Source organism: Methylobacterium sp. 190mf (assembly GCF_900107945.1).
Taxonomy (GTDB): Bacteria; Pseudomonadota; Alphaproteobacteria; order Rhizobiales; family Beijerinckiaceae; genus Methylobacterium.
This window is the reverse complement of sequence record NZ_FNVI01000008.1, coordinates 59,948-77,444: the sequence shown is the minus strand read 5'-3', so window position 1 is coordinate 77,444 and position 17,497 is coordinate 59,948. Positions and strand designations below refer to the sequence as shown.

16 protein-coding genes are annotated in these 17,497 nt (G+C 73.0%); 7 read left to right on the top strand and 9 right to left on the bottom strand.

From position 1 onward, the window contains the following. Positions 1-129 precede the first annotated feature (129 nt). Positions 130-1,416: a hydantoinase/carbamoylase family amidase gene (locus tag C4T42_RS11365; protein WP_103985114.1), complete on the top strand. Its 1,287-nt coding sequence runs from the start codon at positions 130-132 to the stop codon at positions 1,414-1,416. An 11-nt stretch (positions 1,417-1,427) separates the two neighbouring features. Here the strand turns inward: C4T42_RS11365 and C4T42_RS11360 are convergent, their stop codons facing one another. Both C4T42_RS11360 and C4T42_RS11355 read right to left on the bottom strand, forming a co-directional pair. Continuing rightward, complete coding sequence (locus tag C4T42_RS11360; protein WP_020094497.1) at positions 1,428-2,747, bottom strand: dihydroorotase; 1,320 nt, start codon at positions 2,745-2,747, stop codon at positions 1,428-1,430. Positions 2,748-2,760: 13 nt separating this feature from the next. Next, positions 2,761-3,441, bottom strand: a complete 681-nt coding sequence (locus C4T42_RS11355; RefSeq protein WP_020094496.1) for an aspartate/glutamate racemase family protein — start codon at positions 3,439-3,441, stop codon at positions 2,761-2,763. 169 nt (positions 3,442-3,610) lie between these two features. On the opposite strand from C4T42_RS11355, the gene C4T42_RS11350 reads away from it, so the two are divergent. After that, a complete protein-coding gene (locus tag C4T42_RS11350; protein WP_103985113.1) occupies positions 3,611-5,077 on the top strand; it encodes an amidohydrolase family protein in 1,467 nt (488 codons plus the stop codon). Between the two features lie 19 nt (positions 5,078-5,096). Here the strand turns inward: C4T42_RS11350 and C4T42_RS11345 are convergent, their stop codons facing one another. The 6 genes from C4T42_RS11345 to C4T42_RS11320 form a co-directional block, all read right to left on the bottom strand. Further along, positions 5,097-6,689, bottom strand: a complete 1,593-nt coding sequence (locus tag C4T42_RS11345) for an ABC transporter substrate-binding protein (protein WP_020094494.1) — start codon at positions 6,687-6,689, stop codon at positions 5,097-5,099. Positions 6,690-6,869: 180 nt separating this feature from the next. Further along, positions 6,870-8,036, bottom strand: coding sequence for a Xaa-Pro peptidase family protein (locus tag C4T42_RS11340; protein ID WP_020094493.1), 1,167 nt, complete (start codon positions 8,034-8,036; stop codon positions 6,870-6,872). Between the two features lie 26 nt (positions 8,037-8,062). Next, on the bottom strand, positions 8,063-8,743 hold the full coding sequence (locus tag C4T42_RS11335; protein WP_020094492.1) for a GntR family transcriptional regulator: 681 nt from the start codon (positions 8,741-8,743) through the stop codon (positions 8,063-8,065). Between the two features lie 67 nt (positions 8,744-8,810). Continuing rightward, the gene (locus C4T42_RS11330) at positions 8,811-9,620 is read right to left on the bottom strand and encodes a transporter substrate-binding domain-containing protein (RefSeq protein ID WP_020094491.1); all 810 of its coding nucleotides are present in this window, start codon (positions 9,618-9,620) and stop codon (positions 8,811-8,813) included. Positions 9,621-9,685: 65 nt separating this feature from the next. Further along, positions 9,686-10,369: an amino acid ABC transporter permease gene (locus C4T42_RS11325; RefSeq protein ID WP_020094490.1), complete on the bottom strand. Its 684-nt coding sequence runs from the start codon at positions 10,367-10,369 to the stop codon at positions 9,686-9,688. 34 nt (positions 10,370-10,403) lie between these two features. After that, a complete protein-coding gene (locus tag C4T42_RS11320; protein WP_056527014.1) occupies positions 10,404-11,210 on the bottom strand; it encodes an amino acid ABC transporter ATP-binding protein in 807 nt (268 codons plus the stop codon). Between the two features lie 323 nt (positions 11,211-11,533). Between C4T42_RS11320 and C4T42_RS11315 the strand changes: the two genes are divergently transcribed. Genes C4T42_RS11315 through C4T42_RS11295 form a run of 5 tightly spaced genes read left to right on the top strand, consistent with a single transcriptional unit; the run spans position 11,534 to position 15,795 of the window. Then, positions 11,534-12,790 carry a Zn-dependent hydrolase gene (locus C4T42_RS11315; protein WP_103985112.1) on the top strand — a complete coding sequence of 419 codons (1,257 nt, stop codon included), beginning with the start codon at positions 11,534-11,536 and terminating at the stop codon, positions 12,788-12,790. Between the two features lie 26 nt (positions 12,791-12,816). Beyond that, on the top strand, positions 12,817-13,590 hold the full coding sequence (locus C4T42_RS11310; RefSeq protein ID WP_056527019.1) for a 5-oxoprolinase subunit PxpA: 774 nt from the start codon (positions 12,817-12,819) through the stop codon (positions 13,588-13,590). After that, entirely contained in the window at positions 13,583-14,317 is a 735-nt protein-coding gene (gene pxpB, locus C4T42_RS11305; RefSeq protein WP_056527022.1) for a 5-oxoprolinase subunit PxpB, read from the top strand. Before C4T42_RS11310 ends, pxpB begins: the two co-directional genes overlap by 8 nt. After that, positions 14,310-15,344: a biotin-dependent carboxyltransferase family protein gene (locus C4T42_RS11300; protein WP_056527025.1), complete on the top strand. Its 1,035-nt coding sequence runs from the start codon at positions 14,310-14,312 to the stop codon at positions 15,342-15,344. Before pxpB ends, C4T42_RS11300 begins: the two co-directional genes overlap by 8 nt. A 37-nt stretch (positions 15,345-15,381) precedes the next feature. After that, positions 15,382-15,795 carry a VOC family protein gene (locus C4T42_RS11295; RefSeq protein WP_012329553.1) on the top strand — a complete coding sequence of 138 codons (414 nt, stop codon included), beginning with the start codon at positions 15,382-15,384 and terminating at the stop codon, positions 15,793-15,795. A gap of 63 nt (positions 15,796-15,858) precedes the next feature. Here C4T42_RS11295 and C4T42_RS11290 read toward each other — a convergent pair whose 3' ends face one another. After that, on the bottom strand, positions 15,859-17,454 hold the full coding sequence (locus C4T42_RS11290) for an ABC transporter substrate-binding protein (RefSeq protein ID WP_056527028.1): 1,596 nt from the start codon (positions 17,452-17,454) through the stop codon (positions 15,859-15,861). Positions 17,455-17,497: the final 43 nt, after the last annotated feature.

The following is a 17,497-nucleotide window of genomic DNA, read 5'->3' as shown; positions in this document are numbered from 1 at the left end:
GACCCGCGCGGCTGGCCGCGCGCCCGGCGATCCGGCAGACTCGGTCCCGGTGATCCGGCGGGCCGGCACGAAAGTGGCAGGGGCACCGGCGGGCCCGTCCCGGGGACCGGCGCTCGGGGAGGCGTAGCGATGGACCGCGTGTCCGCCATCTCGGCAGCTGTGCGCGCGCAGCGCGGCCGGGTCGAGGCCCTGTTCGCGGAGTTGGCCCGGTGCGGCCGGACGGAGCCCGGGTTCACCCGGCCCTCCTACAGCCCGGAGGAGACCGCGGCGCACGCGGTGTTGGCGCGCTGCGCGGCGGATCTCGGCCTCGCGATCGGCCGGGACGCCGCCGCCAACACCGCGATGACGCTGCCCGGACGGGACCGGACCCTGCCGCCGATCCTGATCGGCTCCCACCTCGACACCGTGGCCCAGGGCGGCAACTTCGACGGGGCCGCCGGCGTGGTGGCCGGGCTCGCCGCCGTCGCGGCCATCCGCCGGCTCGGTCTGGAGCCGGAGCGGGACATCACCGTCCTGGGCATCCGCGCCGAGGAGAGCGTCTGGTTCCAGGTCTCGTACATCGGGAGCCGCGCGGCGCTCGGAGCCCTGCCGGACGGGGCGCTCGACGCGGCCCGGATCGACACCGGCCTCAGCCTCGCCGCCCACATCGCCCGGGAGGGCGGCGACCCGGACGCGCTCGCCCGCGGACCGGCGGCCCTCGACGCCGCCGCGATCCACGCCTTCCTGGAGGTGCATATCGAGCAGGCGCCGAGCCTGGAGGAGGCCGGGATCCCGGTCGGGCTGTGCACCGGGATCCCCGGCAACGTCCGCTATCCCGACGTCCGCATCGCCGGCCGCTACGACCATGTCGGGACGCCGCGCCGCTTCCGGCGCGACGCCGCCATGGCCGGGGCCGAGATCGCCCTGGCTCTGGACCGGGTCTGGGCGGAGCGCGAGGCGGCCGGCTGCCCGATGGCCGTGACCTTCGGCCGGTTCCACACCGACGCCGCGGCGCACGGCCTGACCACGGTCCCGGGCGAGTTCCGGTTCAGCCTCGACATGCGGGCCTACGCGGCCGAGGTGCTGGCGGAACTGGAGGCGGCGTTCCTGGCGGCCGTCGCGGAGGTTTCCGCGCGGCGCGCCGTGACGGTGACGCTGGGCCCGCGCGCCGAGGCGGGCGTCGGCGCCGTCGCGCCGCGGATCCGCGACGGGTTCGCGGCGGCCGCGGACGCGCTCGGCATCGCGACCCGGCCCCTCGGCAGCCCGGCCTCCCACGACGCCGCCGCCTTCGCCAAGGCCGGCGTGCCGATGGCCATGCTGTTCGTGCGCAACGCCAACGGCAGCCACAATCCCCGCGAGGCCATGGCGATCGACGACCTGCTCGACGCCGTGGCGATCCTCACGACGTGGCTCGTGGCGGAGACCTGCACCGCCTGACGGGCGCCCCGTCAGGCGGCGAAGCGCGCGAGGCGGCCGACGGGCTCGCCCAGCACCGCGTCGTCGCGCATGACGGGGATCCCGCGCACGATCGTGGCGACGGGCCAGCCGGTGACGTCGACGCCCGCGAAGGGCGTCCAGCCGCAGGGCGACACGATCCAGGATTCCTCGATCCTGCGGCGGGCCTTCAGGTCCACCAGGGTGAAGTCCGCGTCGTAGCCGGCGGCGATGCGGCCCTTGCCGAGGAGCCCGTAGACGCGGGCCGGCCCGGCTGCCATCAGGTCGACGAGGCGGGCGAGGGACAGCCGCCCCGCCGCGACGTGGTCGAGCATTACCGGCACCAGCGTCTGGACCCCGGTGAGGCCGGCCGGGCAGTCCGGCCAGGGCTGCGCCTTGGCCGCCCGCGCGTGGGGCGCGTGGTCGCTGCCGACCGTGTCGACGGTGCCGTCGCGCAGGGCCGCCCAGGCGGCCGCCCGGTGGCGCGCGTCGCGGATTGGCGGGTTCATCACGCCGAGGCCGCCCAGCGTGTCGTAGCAGTCCGGCGCCACCTGGGTCAGGTGATTGACCAGCACCTCGACGGTGGCGACGTCGCGGAAGTCGCGCAGGTAGGCGAGTTCCTCGGCGGTCGAGACGTGCAGGATGTGGGTCGCCCGGCCGGTCTTGCGGGCGAGGGCTATGAGGCGCCGCGTGCCCAGGAAGGCGCATTCCGCGTCGCGCCACTCCATGTGAGTCCGGTAGGGCTGGCCCCGGCTGAACAGCGGCCTGCGCGCCTGGAGCCGGTACTCGTCCTCGCTGTGGAAGGCCATGCGCCGGTGGCCGGCGCGCATCGCCCGCTCGAGATGCGCGTCGTCCTCGATCATCAGCGCCGCCGTGGAGCTGCCGGCGAAGACTTTGACGGCGCAGACCCCCGCCTCGCGCTCCAGGGCGGCGAGCGCGTCGATGTTGGTCTTGGTGCCGGCCACGTAGAGGCCGATGTCGCACCAGCTGCGGCCCGCGACGTAGTCGCGCTTCCAGGCGAGGCGCCCGGCGTCGGCGATCGGCGGGACGGTGTTTGGCATGTCGAAAAGGGTTGCGATGCCGCCGAGGATCGCGGCCCGCGTGCCGGTTTCGATCGTCTCCACCGCCGGGTCGCCAGGATCGCGCAGGTGAACGTGACTGTCGATCAGGCCGGGCAGGACGTGCAGGCCCGCGGCGTCGATCACCGCCTCCGCCGTCGCTCCGGCCGGGACCCCGAGGGCCGCGATGCGCCCGTCGCGGATCCCGACATCCGCCGTCTCGGTGCCCCACGGCGTCACGCAGGTACCGCCGCGGATCAGGAGGTCGTACTGCATCGCCGGTTCCTTCTCACGGGGCGGCCCGGAGCAGCACGGCCCCGAGGGCCGCGGCGGCCGCCTGCTGGCAGGGCTCGATGACGGGGCACCCGATCGCGGCCTCCGCGGCGGCCCGGTGGCGCGCCATGCCGGCGCAGCCGAGCACGACCACGTCGGCGCCGTCGCGCTCGACCAGGGTCCGACCGGCCGCGATCAGGCGCGGGCCCATCGCGGCGTCCGCCGTCTCGGAGGCCCGCGCCTCCACCGGCCGGCTCCCGGCATAGCGATCCCCGAGGCCCATCTGGCGCACCGTGCGGCGCTGGCGCCGGACGCTGCCCTCGGACAGGGCCACGATGCCGAAGCGCTCCCCGAGCGTCAGGGCCCGCAGGATCCCCCACTCGGCGATGCCCATCACCGGGCGACCGCTCGCCGCCTCCCGGACCGCGTGCAGGCCCGGATCGCTGAAGCAGGCGATCACGAAGGCGTCGGACGGATCGTCCGCCACACACCGGACGAGCGGCATCACCACCGAATCCGCGTCCCGCTGGGTCGCGATGCTCTCCGGGCCCTCCGGCAGGTCGGTCACCGCGAGGATGGGGCCGCCCGGCAGCCGCAGCGGCGCCAGGGCGGCGTCGATGGCGGCCGTCACCGCCCGGGACGCGTTCGGGTTGATGATCAGGATGCGCGCGGGCTCGGTGGTGTCGCGAGGCCGCATGGCGCCTTCCCTCTGAATACCGGTCGATCGGGATCGACCGCGATGCCGCGACGTCGACCGACCCATCGTGACCGCGGAAGACCTCAAGCGAAACCCGGGCCGCATGGCCGCCGATCCGACCGGAAGGCACCGTTCTTGCCCGCCCGCTTACGCAAGGGAGAGGTTATCGATGCAGGACGAAGCTCCGGACGCCACCGCCGAAATCACGCTGGTGAAGGGGGCCCGGTGGGTCGTCGCCTGGGATCCGGACAGCGGCAGTCACGTCTACCGCACCGGCGCGGACGTCGCCTTCGCGGACGGCGCCCTCATCCATGTCGGGCCGGGCTACGCGGGTCCCGAGCCGGCCCGGACTGTCGACGCCTCCGGCTGTCTGGTCATGCCCGGCCTCGTGGACATCCACACCCACCTGTTCTCGGAGCCGATGAACAAGGGCATGTGGGACGAGGTCGGCAGCCAGCGGCTCTACAACACCTCGCTCTACGAGTACCTGCCGATCCTGCGGCCCGACGCGGAGGGGACGCGGGCCGCCTACGGGGTGGCGCTCGCCGAACTCGCGCTCTCGGGCGTCACCACCGTCTGCGACCTCGCCCTGCCGAGCGCGGGCTGGCTGGATCTCCTCGGCGCCTCGGGCCTGCGGGTCTGCATCGCCCCGATGTTCCGCTCCGGGCGCTGGCTCACCCGCAACGGCTACAGCGTGGACTACGAGTGGGACGCGGCGGCGGGCCAGCGCGGCCTGGAGCAGGCCCTCGCCGAGATCGCGGCGGCGGAGGGGCACCCGAGCGGCCGCCTCTCCGGCATGCTCTGCCCGGCGCAGGTCGACACCTGCACGGCGGAGCTGCTGCGGGACGCCCATTCCGAGGCGGTCGCGCGCGACCTGCGCTTCCACACCCACGCGGCGCAGTCCCTGTCGGAATTCCACGAGATCACCCGCCGCACCGGGATGACGCCGATCGAGTGGCTCGACGATCTCGGCGTGCTCACCGAGCGGACCATCGTGGGCCACGGGATCTTCCTCGATGACCATCCCTGGACCCACTGGCACAGCCCGGGCTCGGACCTGCGCCGCCTGGCCGAGCGCCGCGCCACGGTCGCCCACTGCCCGACGGTCTTCGCCCGGCGCGGCATCGCGCTCCACCATTTCGGGCGCTACCTCCAGGCCGGAGTCAACATGGGGATCGGCACCGACGTCTACCCGCACAACATGCTCGACGAGATGCGCCTCGTCTCGTACCTCGCCCGGGTCGTCGCCGAGAATCCCCGCGACACCCGCGCGGCGGACGTGTTCCACGCCGCCACGGTGGGCGGCGCCAGGGCGCTCGGGCGCGAGGACATCGGCCGGCTCGAACCGGGCTGCAAGGCCGACTTCGTGCTCGTGGACTGCGGGCATCCGGCCATGCGCCCGTGCCGCGATCCCGTGCAGTCGCTGATCTACTCGGCCGGCGACCGCGCGGTTCGACAGGTCTTCGTCGGCGGCCGCGAGATCGTCCGCGACGGGCGCGCCCTGACGATCGACTACGCCGCCGCCGCGGCCGCGCTGGAGGAGGCGCAGGGCCGCGCGCTCGCGCAGGTCCGGCAGCTCGACTGGGCCGGGCGCGGCCCCGACGCCATCGCGCCGCCGACCTTCCCGGGGCTGTGAGGCCCCGGAACTCGCCCCCTCAGGCGGGCCGGACGTTCCAGAACGTCGGGAACCCGTCGAGGATCCCGGTGAGGCGGGAGCGGTAGGCGGTCGGCTGCAGGTACTGGCCCAGCGGGTAGTGGGGCACGTCCTGCATCGCCTGGAGCTGGATGTCCCGGCACAGGGCGGCACGCGCCGCCTCGTCCGGGGCGGTGAGCCACGCGTCGCGCAGGGACTCGATCCGCGGGGTCGTGGCCCAGCCGGCGTAGCCGCTCTCGCCGGTGCCGCGCAGGGCGATGTAGCCCGCGGGGTTCAGCCAATCCATGCCGGACCAGTTGGTGACGAAGGCGCTCCAGCCGCCCTCCGAGACCGGCCCCTTTCGGTTGCGCCGCTGCAGCATCGCGTTGAACTCGACCGCGTAGACCTCCACCGTCATGCCGACCCGCTGCAGCAGGTCGGCCGCGACCTGGCCGAGCGCCAGCAGCGGCGCCGAGTTCGACGGCACCATCAGCAGCACGGTCTCGCCGCCGTAGCCGGCCGCCTTGAGATCGGCGCGCACCCGCGCCGGATCGCGCGGATCCGTGAGCGGCTGCAACCCGTCCGTCGAGGCCATCGGCGTGCCCGGGCAGAAGAAGCCGAGGGGCACGTGGAACAGGCCGGGATCCTCGGCGCCGACGACCCCCTGCATGCACGCGGTCTGGTCGATCCCGCCCCAGAGAGCCCGCCGGATCGCCGGGTTGTTGAAGGGCGGCTGCAGGTGGTTGACCCGCAGCATGGTCACGAAGCCGGTCGGGTCGAGGACGCGGGTGCTCACGCCCTTGGCCGCCTGCAGGAGCGCGATCTGGTCGTGCGAGGCGTATTCCTGCCAGTCCGTCTCGCCGGCGATCAGCGCGGAGGTCGCCGTGGAGGTGTCGCCGATGACGCGCCACTCGACCCGGTCGAAATGGACGACCTTCGGACCCGAGGTCCAGGTCAGCGGGCCGTCCGGGCGCGGCACGTAGTCCTCGAAGCGGGTGTAGACGACGCGGTCGCCGGGCACCCGCTCGTCGGGCTTGAAGCGGAACGGTCCCGAGCCGATGAGCTCCGGCACCTGCTGGAACGGGTCGATGGCGGCGAGGCGCTCCGGCATCATGGCGCAGACCGGGACGGACGCCTTGCCCAGCGCGATTGGCAGCAGCGGGAACGGGTGTTTCAGGCGGAACCGGATCGTCCGGTCGTCGGGCGCGGAGAGTTCGTCGGTCGCCTCCATGAGGGAGCCGCCGAACGGGTCGCGCTTCGCCCAGCGCCGCAGCGACGCGACGCAGTCGCGGGCCAGCACCGGCGTCCCGTCGTGGAAGCGCAGGCCCGCCCGCAGGATCAAGTCCCAGCGGCGCCCGTCCGCCTCGACCCAATGGCCCTCGACCATCTGCGGCGTGGCGCGATAGGCCGCGTCCATGCCGTAGAGCGTGTCGAAGACCATGTAGCCGTGGTTGCGGGTGATGTACGCGAAGGTCGTCACGGGATCGAGGGTGACGAGATCCTGCTGCGGGATGAAGCGCAGGGTCCGGGCCGCCTCCGCGCGGACGAGGGCCGGCGCCGCGACGGCGCCGGCGACGAGGGCGCCGGCTCCCTGCAACAGCGTGCGTCGCTTCATCCGAGACCTCCCGCTCCGCTCCGGCACCACGCACCGGTGGGCCGGGTCCCCGCGGGAAGCCCGGCCCGGCATCGCTTGCAGGAATGGGGCCGGCTCCCGCTCGGCGTCGCCGACCAGTCCGCGACCGCGGGAGCGGTACGGCGGCCCGTCAGTTCAAGCTCCGCTTGTGAAAGCAACGCCTCACCGCACCGACAGGGTGCGCGGCAGGTCGGACAGGGGCTCGACCCCGTCTGCGGTGACGATGACGGTCTCCGAGGCGCCGACCGTCCAGGCGCCGTAGCGGCGCAGGGTGGCCGGCAGGTGGAAGACCATGCCGGGTTCGATCGGCCGGTCCTGTCCGGTGAACAGCGAGAGCAGGGCACCCTCTCCCCAGTCCGGCGCGAAGGCGACGCCCATCGAGTAGCCGATCCGCTTGCGGAAGGCCGGGCCGTAGCCCGCCGCGTCGATCACGGCCTGCGCCGCCGCGTGCGGGGCGGCGCAGGGATGGCCGGGGCGGATCGCGCCGAGCGCCGCGTCGAGGGCGCGCAGGGCGCAGTCCATCATCCGCTGCGCCTCGGCCGGCGGCGGGCCGATCCAGACGCTGCGCATTAGCGCCGCGTGGTAGCGGGCGTGGCTGCCGGCGAGCTCAAGGAAGACCGCGTCGCTCGGCTCCAGCCGGCGGCGCCGCCACGTCATGTGCGGCAGACCGCTGCGCGGTCCCGACGCGACCAGCGGCTCCATCGCCATGGCCTCGGATCCGGCGGCCGTTGCGGCCGCCAGCATGGCGGCGGCGACGGCGTTCTCGTCGGTGCCGGCCGCGCAGGCGTCGAGCCCCGCGGCGAGACCGGCCTGCGCGTACCGGGCGGCGGCCCGGATCGCCGCCAATTCGGCCGCCGACTTCACCGCCCGCAGGGGGGCGAGGAGGCCGGATCCGTCGGGCAGCGGGCCGCTTCCGAGGGCGGCGTCGATCCGCGCCGCGAGCGCCGGCGCGACGAACCAGCCGTCCCGCTCCAGGGCCGGCCGGGCGACCCCGCGCCCGCGCACGAGGGCCGCCAGGGCCGCGGCCGGGTCGGCGCCGTCCGGGTAGGCCCGGATGTCGTCGAGCCACGTGTTGGCGGCCGCGCCCGGCAGTTCGAGCTGCCGGACCAGGAGGGCCGGGTCGCCGTCCACGGGCACGAGGAGTGCCTGGAAGGCGAAGTAGCCCGCCGTCTGGCGGCCGGTCAGCCAGTAGATCGTCTCCGGGCCGGTCACCACGAGGGCGTCGTGGCCGGCACCCGCGATGGCGGCCCGGGCCGCCGCCTGCCGGGCGGCGAACTCCGCCTCCGGGAAGGCCGCCTCGCGGCCGCGCAGCTCCGTGAACTCGTGCATCGCGCCGCCCTCGTCCCAGACTTCGCTCAGACTTCGCTCAGGCGCTGGATGATGCCCTGCTTGAAATTCTCGAGATGGGCCGCGATCGCGTCCGCCGCCGCCGCCGCGTCCTTGGCCCGCAGGGCGGCGACCACCGCGAGGTGCTCGCGATGGACCGCCTCGAACCGCTCGGGCATCCGGCTTAGGTTGAACATCTGCGTCTTGAGCCGCAGGTCCTTGATCGTCTTGGCGAGGGTCGCGTTCTGGCTGTGCTCCGCGATCAGGTCGTGGAAGCGCCGGTCGACCTCCCAGTTGCCCGGCGCGTCCGGGTCGCCCGCCGCCAAGAGTGCCTCCATCTGACGCTGCAGGTCCGCCAGCACCGCGTCGGCGATGCGGCCGGTGGCCAGCGCGACGCTCTCCCGCTCCAGCAGGCGGCGGACATGCAGGATCTCGATCAGCTCGCGCAGGGAGAATTCCTTGACCACGAGCATCCCGCCGGGTTGCCGCTCGATCAACCCCTCGGTCTCCAGCCGCGACATCGCCTCGCGGGTCGGGGTCCTGGAGATGTCGAGCATCTCGGCGAGGCGGCGCTCGTGCAGCACGGTGCCGGCCGGAAGGTCGCGGCGGACGAGCATGTCGAGCAGGCGGTCGTAGGCCATCTGGCCGAGGCTCTGCTCGCGCCGTGCACTGAGCGCCGTCGTGTACGACGCGGCGTCGAGGGTCTTCATGGTGTCCTCCCGGAGCGGCCGGCTCAGCCGCTCCCCATTCTTGTTCTCGCGCGTCCGCCGTGCCCGCTCACATGGCGGGCGTGCGGATCGGCTCCTTCGGGGCCGGATCATAGCCGATCAGCGGGGTAACGAGCTTGGCGTAGGTACCGTCCGCGACCATCTCGCCGAGCGCCTTGTTGACGGCGGCGTGCAGGTTCGGCTTGCCCTTCTTGATGGCGAAGCCCTTCTGGACCGTGCTCAGCGGGGTCTCGATCATCACCAGGGGCAGCTTGCGCGCCTTGATGGCGTAGTTGCCGGCCACCGCGTCGTTGATCACCGCGTCGATGTTGCCGCCGACGAGGTCCTGCATGGCGTCCGCGGCCGTCTTGTAGCTCTTCAGGGTGGCGCCGTTCTCCTCGGCGAGCTTGCCGAAGGTCGAGGCCGAGAGGGCGCCGACGTTGCGGCCCTTGAGATCCGCCGGCCCCTTGATGCCGGTATCCTTGCGGGTGACGATCCGCGCGCCGGATTCGAGCCACCCGTCCGCGAAGGCGACCTGCTTCTGCCGGGCGGGGGTGATGTCCATCGACTCGCTGGTGATGTCGTACTGGTCGGCCATCAGGCCCACCAGCAGGGCGTCGAACTTGATGTTGACCGGGCTGTACTCGAGCCCGAGCCGGCGGCAGACCTCGCGCATGACCCGGACCTCCAGCCCGTCGAGCTCGCCGCTCGGCGTGCGCATGCTGAAGGGCGCGAAGGTGCTGTCCGTCGCCACGATCAGCTTGCCGGGCTCGATCAGCTCCAGCTTGCCCTCGGCCGCGCGGGTCGCGGGGGCGGCGAGGATCCCTGCGCCGAGGCTGGCGCAGAGGGCGGCGAGGGCGAGGACGTGGCGGCGGTTCATGGTGATCTCCGGTCTCGGGACGGGGCGGGAAGGATCGGCCGCGGCCCGTCCCGCGGCGGGGGGGCTCAGGACAGGCGGGCGTAGCGCCGCTCGAAATAGGCCGAGAGCTGCGACAGGATCGACGTGAGGCCGAGGTAGATCAGCGCCGCCGCGATGTAGAAATCGAACGGCCGGAAGGTCGTGGCGATCATGAGCTGCGCGTAGAGCGTCAGCTCCACCACCGTGATCGTCGACAGCAGCGAGGTATTCTTCACCGCCGAGATCGCCTCGTTGGTCAGCGACGGCAGGATCATGCGGAAGACCTGCGGCAGGACGATGCGCACCATCATGATCCGCGGGTTCATGCCGAGCGCCAGCGCCGACTCGACCTGACCCCGGGGGATCGCCGCGAGGCCGGCCCGGATCGTCTCGGCCACGTAGGCGCCGCTGCTGACACCCAGCGCGATGATGCCGGCGGTCACGGGCGAGAGCTTCACCCCGACCTGCGGCATGCCGAAATACACGATGAAGACCTGCACGAGGGTCGGCGTGCCGCGGATGAACCAGACGTAGAAGCTCGCCAGCGCCCGGAAGGGCGCGAAGGACGAGCGCTTGCCCAGCGCCCCGAGCAGGCCGCAGGCCCAGCTCACCAGGATGCTCGCCACCGTGACGCCGAGCACCACTAGGGTCGCCGAGAGGAAGCCGGGGCCGTAGGTGACGACCTCGTCCGAGAGGGTGAGCCACCACTCCTGCAACGCCGCGACGCTCATCGCTGTCCCTTCTCCCCGGTGATGGGCCGGCGGCTCACGCCGTCTGTCCCGGCGCGGCGGGCTGGTGCAGGACGCGCCGGAGGAACTGGCGCAGCCGCTCGCTCCGGGGCGCGCCGATGATGGCGTCGGGCGGCCCGTCCTCGGCGATCACGCCGCCGTCGAAGAACAGGGTGCGGGTGCCGACATCCCGGGCGAAGGCCATCTCGTGGGTGACGAGCAGCATCGTCATCCCGTCCGCCGCGAGGGAGCCCATCAGCGCCAGCACCTCGCCGACCAGCTCCGGATCGAGGGCCGAGGTCACCTCGTCGAACAGCATCACCTTGGGCGCCATCGCCAGGGCGCGCACGATCGCCACGCGCTGCTGCTGCCCGCCCGAGAGCTTCGACGGGTAGGCGTGCCGCTTCTCGTAGAGGCCGATGCGCTGGAGCAGCGCCTCCGCCTCCGCGACGGCCTGCCGGCGCGGCATCCGACGTACCCGGATCGGCGCCTCGATGACGTTCTCCAGCACGGTCATGTGCGGCCAGAGATTGTAGCTCTGGAAGACCATGCCGATCCGCGCCCGCAACTCGCAGAGCTGCTGCGGCGTCGGCTGGCGGCGGGCGCCCTGCTCGTAGTCGAAGGCGAAGCGCTCGAAATCCATGAAGCCGGAGGTCGGCGTCTCCATGAGGTTCAGGCAGCGCAGGAACGTGCTCTTGCCCGAGCCGCTCGCACCGATGATCGACACGACCTCGCCCTCTCGGATGTCGAGGGAGATGCCCTTCAGGACCTCGTTGGTGCCGTAGCTCTTGTGCAGCTTCCTGATCTTCAGGAGCGGGGGCGCGGCCGTCTCGGTCTGAGCCATCTTTAAACCTGATGTTTTGCAGTCGCTTCGCGGATCGATGCTTAGATCCGCACGCAGATCGCATTATGTTGCTGTTTTATCGTTCATAAAATCTCTCAATATAGAGATTTAATTTTCCATCCGCCGACGTTTTACATTGCCAAATCGGATGGGATGCCTTAGCAGAACCGGTATACCGCCGGCATTCAAGCGGTATTTTTGAGCATGGCTGCCTCCGACATGGTCATCGAACTTCCGGATCCCGGTATTTCCTTCGCGACTGCGCCGGGCGCGTGCCTCATTGTTCAGCCGATGGACCGGGTCGGACCCGCGCGGCAGCCGGCATGACCCGGCTCGCGATCGATCCGGATCTCTGCGCGGGCCTGTTCGCCGAGCTCCTGAGCTTCAGCGAGGACGCGCCGGGCGTGACGCGGGCGGCCTACGGCGTCGGCGAGGAGCGCGCCCACGCCCTGATGCGAGCCACCGGGCTGGCACTCGGGCTCGCCGCCGAGACCGACGCGGCCGGCAACCTGTTCCTGACGATGGCGGGCCGCGACCCGGCACTGGCGCCCTGGATGGTCGGCTCTCACGTCGACACGGTGCCCCACGGGGGCAATTTCGACGGGGCGGCGGGCGTGATCGGCGGCCTCGCGGCCGTGGAGGCCCTGCGCCGGGCTGGGATCGTGCCGGCGCGTCCCGTGACGGTGGCGGTGTTCCGGGCCGAGGAGAGCGTGTGGTTCCCGGCCTCCTACGTCGGCAGCCGGGCCGCGCTCGGCCTGCTGCCGCCGGAGGTGCTCGACCTGCCCCGCGCCGATACCGGCCGGAGCCTGCGCGACCACATGGCCGAACTCGGCCTGCGGCCGGGGGCGGTGGCGCGGGGCGAGCGGCTCCTCGATCCGGCGCGGATCCACGGCTTCGTCGAGATGCACATCGAGCAGGGCCCGGCGCTGGAGGCGGCCGGGCTCCCCGTGGGCTTCGTCACGGCGATCAGCGGCAGCTTCCGCTACCGCAAGGCGGCCTGCTTCGGCCGCTACGGCCATTCCGGCGCCGTGGCGCGGGGCGACCGCAGCGACGCCGTCTTCGCCCTCGCCGACCTGATCACCGGCCTGGACGCGCTCTGGGGCAGGCTGGAGGCGGAGGGCTGCCCGGCCACGATCACGCTGGGCGAGGTCGCCACCGACCCGGTTCAGCACGCCTTCGCCAAGATCCCCGGCGAAGTCCGCTTCTGCCTCGACGTGCGCAGCACCGAGCCGGCCGTTCTCGACCGGGTCGAGGCGGCGCTCGCCGAGCATATCGCCGCCATCGAGGCCGTCCGCTCGGTACGCTTCGTGCTGGGCGAGCGGACCGGCAGCACGCCGGCGCGGATGAGCGCCGCGCTGGTCGAGGCCCTGTCCGGCCACGCGCGCCGGCTCGGGACGCCGTTCCGCACGATGGCGAGCGGGGCGGGGCACGACACCGCGACGCTGGCCGGCCAGGGCGTGCCGAGCACGATGATCTTCATCCGCAACCAGAACGGCAGCCACAACCCGGACGAGGCGATGCGGATCGCGGATCTGTGCGCCGCCGCCACCCTGGTGGCCCACCTGGTCGCCGAAGCCTGACCCCGCGCGAGAGAAGGGATGCACCGATGATCGTCGATCTGAACTGCGACATGGGCGAGGGCTTCGGCGTCTACCGTCTGGGCGACGACGCCGAGATGCTGACCGTGGCGACCTCGGCCAACATCGCCTGCGGCTTCCACGCCGGCGACCCGCTGGTGATGCACGAGACCCTGAGCCGCGCCGCCGCGAACGGCGTGCAAGCGGGCGCCCACCCGAGCTTCCTCGACCTCTGGGGCTTCGGCCGGCGGCCGATCCACGGCGAGCGCCCCGCCGACATCGAGAAGGCGGTGCTCTACCAGGTCGGCGCGCTGCTGGCGCTGGCGCAGGATGCCGGCTGCCCGGTGCGCCACGTGAAGACCCACGGGGCCATGGGCAACATGGCCAACGAGGATGCCGACCTCGCTCTGGCGGTGGCCCGGGCGATCCGCACCCTCGACCGCGACCTGATCTTCGTGGTGATGCCCGGCCTGGAGACCGAGCGGGCCGGCGAGAAGCTCGGGCTGCCGATCGCGCGCGAGATCTACGCCGACCGCGCCTACGCGGATGACGGCACCCTGGTCTCGCGCAAGCTCCCCGGCGCCGTGCTGCACGATCCCGATTCCGTCTCGGAGCGCGTGGCGCGGATGCTGGAGGACGGGGCGATCACCTGCCTGTCCGGGCGGCGCATCCCGACGCGGATCGACACGGTCTGCGTCCACGGCGACACGCCCGGCGCGGTCGCCATGGCGCGCCGCCTGCGCGACGACTGCGCCGCCAAGGGGATCGCCCTGCGCCCGATGGCCGAGGTGCTCGGTGTCTGAGCCCGGCTACCGCCTCCTCGATAGCGGCGACCGGGCGCTCACGGTGGAGCTCGGCCGCGCGGTCGATCCCGCGATCAACGCGCGGGTCATCGCCCTCGACGCGGCGCTCCGTGGCGCCGGGCGCCCGGGCCTCTTGGAGACCGTGCCGACCTACCGCTCGCTCCTCGTCCTCTACGATCCGGACCTGCTGCCCCGGGCCGACCTCGCCGCGCTGATCGCCGCGCACTGGCCGCCGCCGGACGGGGCGGCGGGCTCGCTGCGCCGCTGGCGGGTGCCGGTCCATTACGGCGGCGCGCACGGCGCCGACCTCGACGACCTCGCCGCCGGGGCCGGGCTCAGCCCGGAGGCGGTGATCGCCCTTCATTCCGGCCGCGACTACCGCGTCTACATGATCGGCTTCGCCCCCGGCTTCGCCTATCTGGGCGGCCTCGATCCCCGGCTCTACGCGAGCCGGCGCACCGATCCCCGACCCAGGACCCCGGCGGGCAGCGTCTCGATCGGCGGGAACCAGACCGGCGTCTCGCCGCCCCTGGAGCTGCCGAGCGGCTGGCAGCTCATCGGCCGCACGCCCGCGCGCTCCTACGATCCGGGCCGGGCCGAGCCGTTCCTGTTCGCGGCCGGCGACCTGATCCGGTTCGAGCCGATCGACCGCGCCGCGTTCGACGGCCTCAGCGAGGCCGCCCGCGCCGGCGAGACCGTCGCGACCCTGGAGCGGATCGATGCCTGAGGGCCTGCGCGTCATCGCCCCCGGCGTGGCCTCGACCCTGCAGGATGCCGGGCGGCCGGGCTACCTGCGCTACGGCATCTCGGGGTCCGGCGCGATGGATCCCGACCTGCTGGCCCTGGCCAACGGCCTCGTCGGCAACCCGCTCGACGCCGCGGTGATCGAGATGGCGATGGTCGGTCCGACCCTCGCCTGCGAGACGGATATCTGCCGCGTCGCCCTCGCCGGCGCGCCCTTCGCGATGAGCCTGAACGGCCGCGCCCTCGACCCGTTCACGGCCCACGACCTGCGGCGGGGCGACCGGCTCGTCCTGGGCGGACCGCGGCAGGGCCTGCGCGCCTGCCTCGCGGTCGCCGGGGGCTTCGCCGTCGCGCCGATGCTCGGCAGCGTGGCGACGCACACCCGCACCCGCCTCGGCGGCCTCGACGGTCATCCCCTGGCCGCGGGCGACCTGCTGCCCCTCGCGGCGCCCGCGCCCCGCGACCGTCCGCTGACCCTGCCGCCGGCCCACCGGCCGACCTTCGGTGGCCCGATCCGGGTGGTGCTCGGGCCGCAGGCCGACGGCTTCACCGAGGACGGCCTGCGGACGTTCCTCTCCGAGCCCTACACCCTCACGGCGCGGGCGGACCGGATGGGCTGCCACCTCGACGGGCCGCCGATCGCCCACGCGGACGGTTTCAACATCGTCTCGGACGGGATCGTGAACGGCTCGATCCAGGTGCCCGGACACGGGCGCCCGCTGATCCTGCTGGCCGACCGCCACACCACCGGCGGCTACCCGAAGATCGCCACCGTGATCTCGGCGGATCTCGGCCGCCTCGCGCAGGTGCGGCCGGGGGAGACGATCCGGTTCGCGGCCGTCGCCGTCGCGGAGGCCCAGGTCATCGCCCGCGCCGCGCGAAGCGCTCTGGCCGCGCGGCTGACGGCGCTGGTGCCGGCCGGCGGCGGCGATCTCGACAGCGCGTTCCTGCTGTCCTGCAACCTCGTCGGCGGCGTCGTCTCGGCGCGTGCCCCCGATCCGGCGCCCTGACGGCGCCGCACCTCCTCCATCCAGCAAGAGACCGTCGATGCTCACGCCGTTCCACCTCGCCTACCACGTCACCGACCTCGACGCGGCGCGCCGCTTCTACGGGGGCGTCCTCGGCTGCCAGGAGGGCCGCAGCACCGAGACCTGGGTCGATTTCGACTTCTTCGGCCATCAGCTGTCGCTGCACCTGGGCGAGCCCTTCGCCACCACCCGGAGCGGGAAGGTCGGCGACCACACGGTGATGATGCCGCATCTGGGCGTGGTGCTGCCGCTCGACGCCTGGGAGGCGCTCGCCGGCCGTGTCGAGGCGGCCGGCATCGCCTTCGACATCCCGCCCGTCGTCCGCTTCGCCGGCGAGCCCGGCGAGCAGCGCACGATGTTCTTCTTCGACCCGAGCGGCAATCCGATCGAGATCAAGGGTTTCCGGGATCTGGCCGGCGTCTTCGCGCACTGAGGCGCGTATCCGCGAAGCCGCCCGTCGCCGGAGCGGCGACGGGCGGCCAGGACGCGACGTCCGTCAGGCGCGGCGGGCGTTCCAGAAGACGAACTGGCCGTCGACCACGTCCCGAAGGTCGCGCCGGAAGGCCGTCCGGTAGAAGTACTGGCCGGTCGGCAGGTACGGCACGTCGCGCATCGCGAGAGTTTGCATCCGGGCCGCGATCGCCTTGCGGGCCGCCTGGTCCGGCGCCTCGATCCAGGCCTCCCGCAGGCTCTCCAGCTCCGGCAGGTCCGGCCAGCCGAAGAAACCCTTCTCGCCGCCGCAGCGCAGGACCTGCTCCACGACCGGGTTGGCCATGTCGAGGCCGGTCCAGGTCGTGGTGAAGATGTTCCAGCCGCCCTGGTCGGGGGGCGCCTTGCTGGCGCGGCGGGTGACCAGCGTGCCCCAGTCGGAGACGACGTACTGCACATTCATCCCGAGGCGCTGGAGCAGGTCGTGCATGATCTCGCCGAGGGCGCCGAGCACGGGGTTCTCGCTCGTCGACATGAGCACGACGCGCTCGCCCTTGTAGCCGGCCGCCACGAGGTCGCGCTTGGCCTTGGCGAGATCGCGCGGCCGGGTGAGCACGTCGAGCCCGGCATCGGTGGCCATCGCGGTCCCCGGCGTGAACAGGCCTACATCCTTGCGCCACAGCTTGGGATCGTCGCCGGCGGCCGCCGCCATGAAGTCTGCCTGGGACAGGGCCTCGAGGACCACGCGCCGGACCGCCGGCTTGTCGAAGGGCGGGTGGAGATGATTCATCACGCCGGTGCCGAGATTGCCGAGCGGCGAGGCGAGCTGCGTCGCGATCTGCGGGTGCGCCTGAAGCGTCGGCACGAGATCGCTGATCGGGTTCTCCCACCAGTCGACCTCGCCGTTCTGAAGGGCGGCGGCCGCGGTGCCGGGATCCGGCATGACCTGCCACTCGACCCGCTCGAAATGGACACGCTTCGGCCCCGCCACCCAGGAGACCGGGCCGTTCTCCCGGGGCCGGTAGTCCGGGTTGCGGTCGTAGACCACGCGGGCGCCGACGAGCCGCTCCTTGGTGTTGAACCGGAACGGCCCGGAGCCGATCAGCTCGGGGATCTGCTGGGCCGGGTCGGTGGCGGCTAGGCGCTCGGGCATGATGACGAGGACCGGCGGACCGAGCTTCGCCAGCGTCTCGAGCATCAGCCCGTAGGGCCGCTTCAACCGGATGACGAAGGTGCGGTCGTCCGGCGCCTCCAGGGCGTCCGTGCGCGCCATCAGGGCCTGCCCGAGGCTGTCGCGTTGCGCCCACCGCCGGATCGACGCGACGCAGTCGCGGCCCCGCACCGGCTCGCCGTCGTGGAATCTCAGGCCCTCGCGCAGCCGGAAGGTCCAGCGCCGCCCGTCCTCCTCGACCGTGTGGCCCTCGACCATCTGCGGCTGCGGCGTGAACTGCGCGTCGAGGCCGTAGAGCTGGTCGAACACCATGAGCGCGTGGTTGCGCGTGACGTAGGCCGTGGTCGTCACCGGATCGACGATGGTGAGGTCGGATTGCGGCACGAAGCGCAGGACGCTCGCCCGGCCGCCCTGGGCCAGGGCCGGGCGGGCCGGAAGGAAGGGCGCGGCGGCCGCGACGGCGGCACCGCCGAGGAAGGTTCGTCGCAGCATGGGGTCACTCCTGGCGTTCCGGGGCAGGCGGGCGGGGACGGGG

Bases quoted from the DNA above. Each gene is read 5' to 3' on its own strand.
- C4T42_RS11365 (WP_103985114.1), top strand. From the start codon at position 130: ATGGACCGCGTGTCCGCCATCTCGGCAGCTGTGCGCGCGCAGCGCGGC.
- C4T42_RS11360 (WP_020094497.1), bottom strand. From the start codon at position 2,747: ATGCAGTACGACCTCCTGATCCGCGGCGGTACCTGCGTGACGCCGTGG.
- C4T42_RS11355 (WP_020094496.1), bottom strand. From the start codon at position 3,441: ATGCGGCCTCGCGACACCACCGAGCCCGCGCGCATCCTGATCATCAAC.
- C4T42_RS11350 (WP_103985113.1), top strand. From the start codon at position 3,611: ATGCAGGACGAAGCTCCGGACGCCACCGCCGAAATCACGCTGGTGAAG.
- C4T42_RS11345 (WP_020094494.1), bottom strand. From the start codon at position 6,689: ATGAAGCGACGCACGCTGTTGCAGGGAGCCGGCGCCCTCGTCGCCGGC.
- C4T42_RS11340 (WP_020094493.1), bottom strand. From the start codon at position 8,036: ATGCACGAGTTCACGGAGCTGCGCGGCCGCGAGGCGGCCTTCCCGGAG.
- C4T42_RS11335 (WP_020094492.1), bottom strand. From the start codon at position 8,743: ATGAAGACCCTCGACGCCGCGTCGTACACGACGGCGCTCAGTGCACGG.
- C4T42_RS11330 (WP_020094491.1), bottom strand. From the start codon at position 9,620: ATGAACCGCCGCCACGTCCTCGCCCTCGCCGCCCTCTGCGCCAGCCTC.
- C4T42_RS11325 (WP_020094490.1), bottom strand. From the start codon at position 10,369: ATGAGCGTCGCGGCGTTGCAGGAGTGGTGGCTCACCCTCTCGGACGAG.
- C4T42_RS11320 (WP_056527014.1), bottom strand. From the start codon at position 11,210: ATGGCTCAGACCGAGACGGCCGCGCCCCCGCTCCTGAAGATCAGGAAG.
- C4T42_RS11315 (WP_103985112.1), top strand. From the start codon at position 11,534: ATGACCCGGCTCGCGATCGATCCGGATCTCTGCGCGGGCCTGTTCGCC.
- C4T42_RS11310 (WP_056527019.1), top strand. From the start codon at position 12,817: ATGATCGTCGATCTGAACTGCGACATGGGCGAGGGCTTCGGCGTCTAC.
- C4T42_RS11300 (WP_056527025.1), top strand. From the start codon at position 14,310: ATGCCTGAGGGCCTGCGCGTCATCGCCCCCGGCGTGGCCTCGACCCTG.
- C4T42_RS11295 (WP_012329553.1), top strand. From the start codon at position 15,382: ATGCTCACGCCGTTCCACCTCGCCTACCACGTCACCGACCTCGACGCG.
- C4T42_RS11290 (WP_056527028.1), bottom strand. From the start codon at position 17,454: ATGCTGCGACGAACCTTCCTCGGCGGTGCCGCCGTCGCGGCCGCCGCG.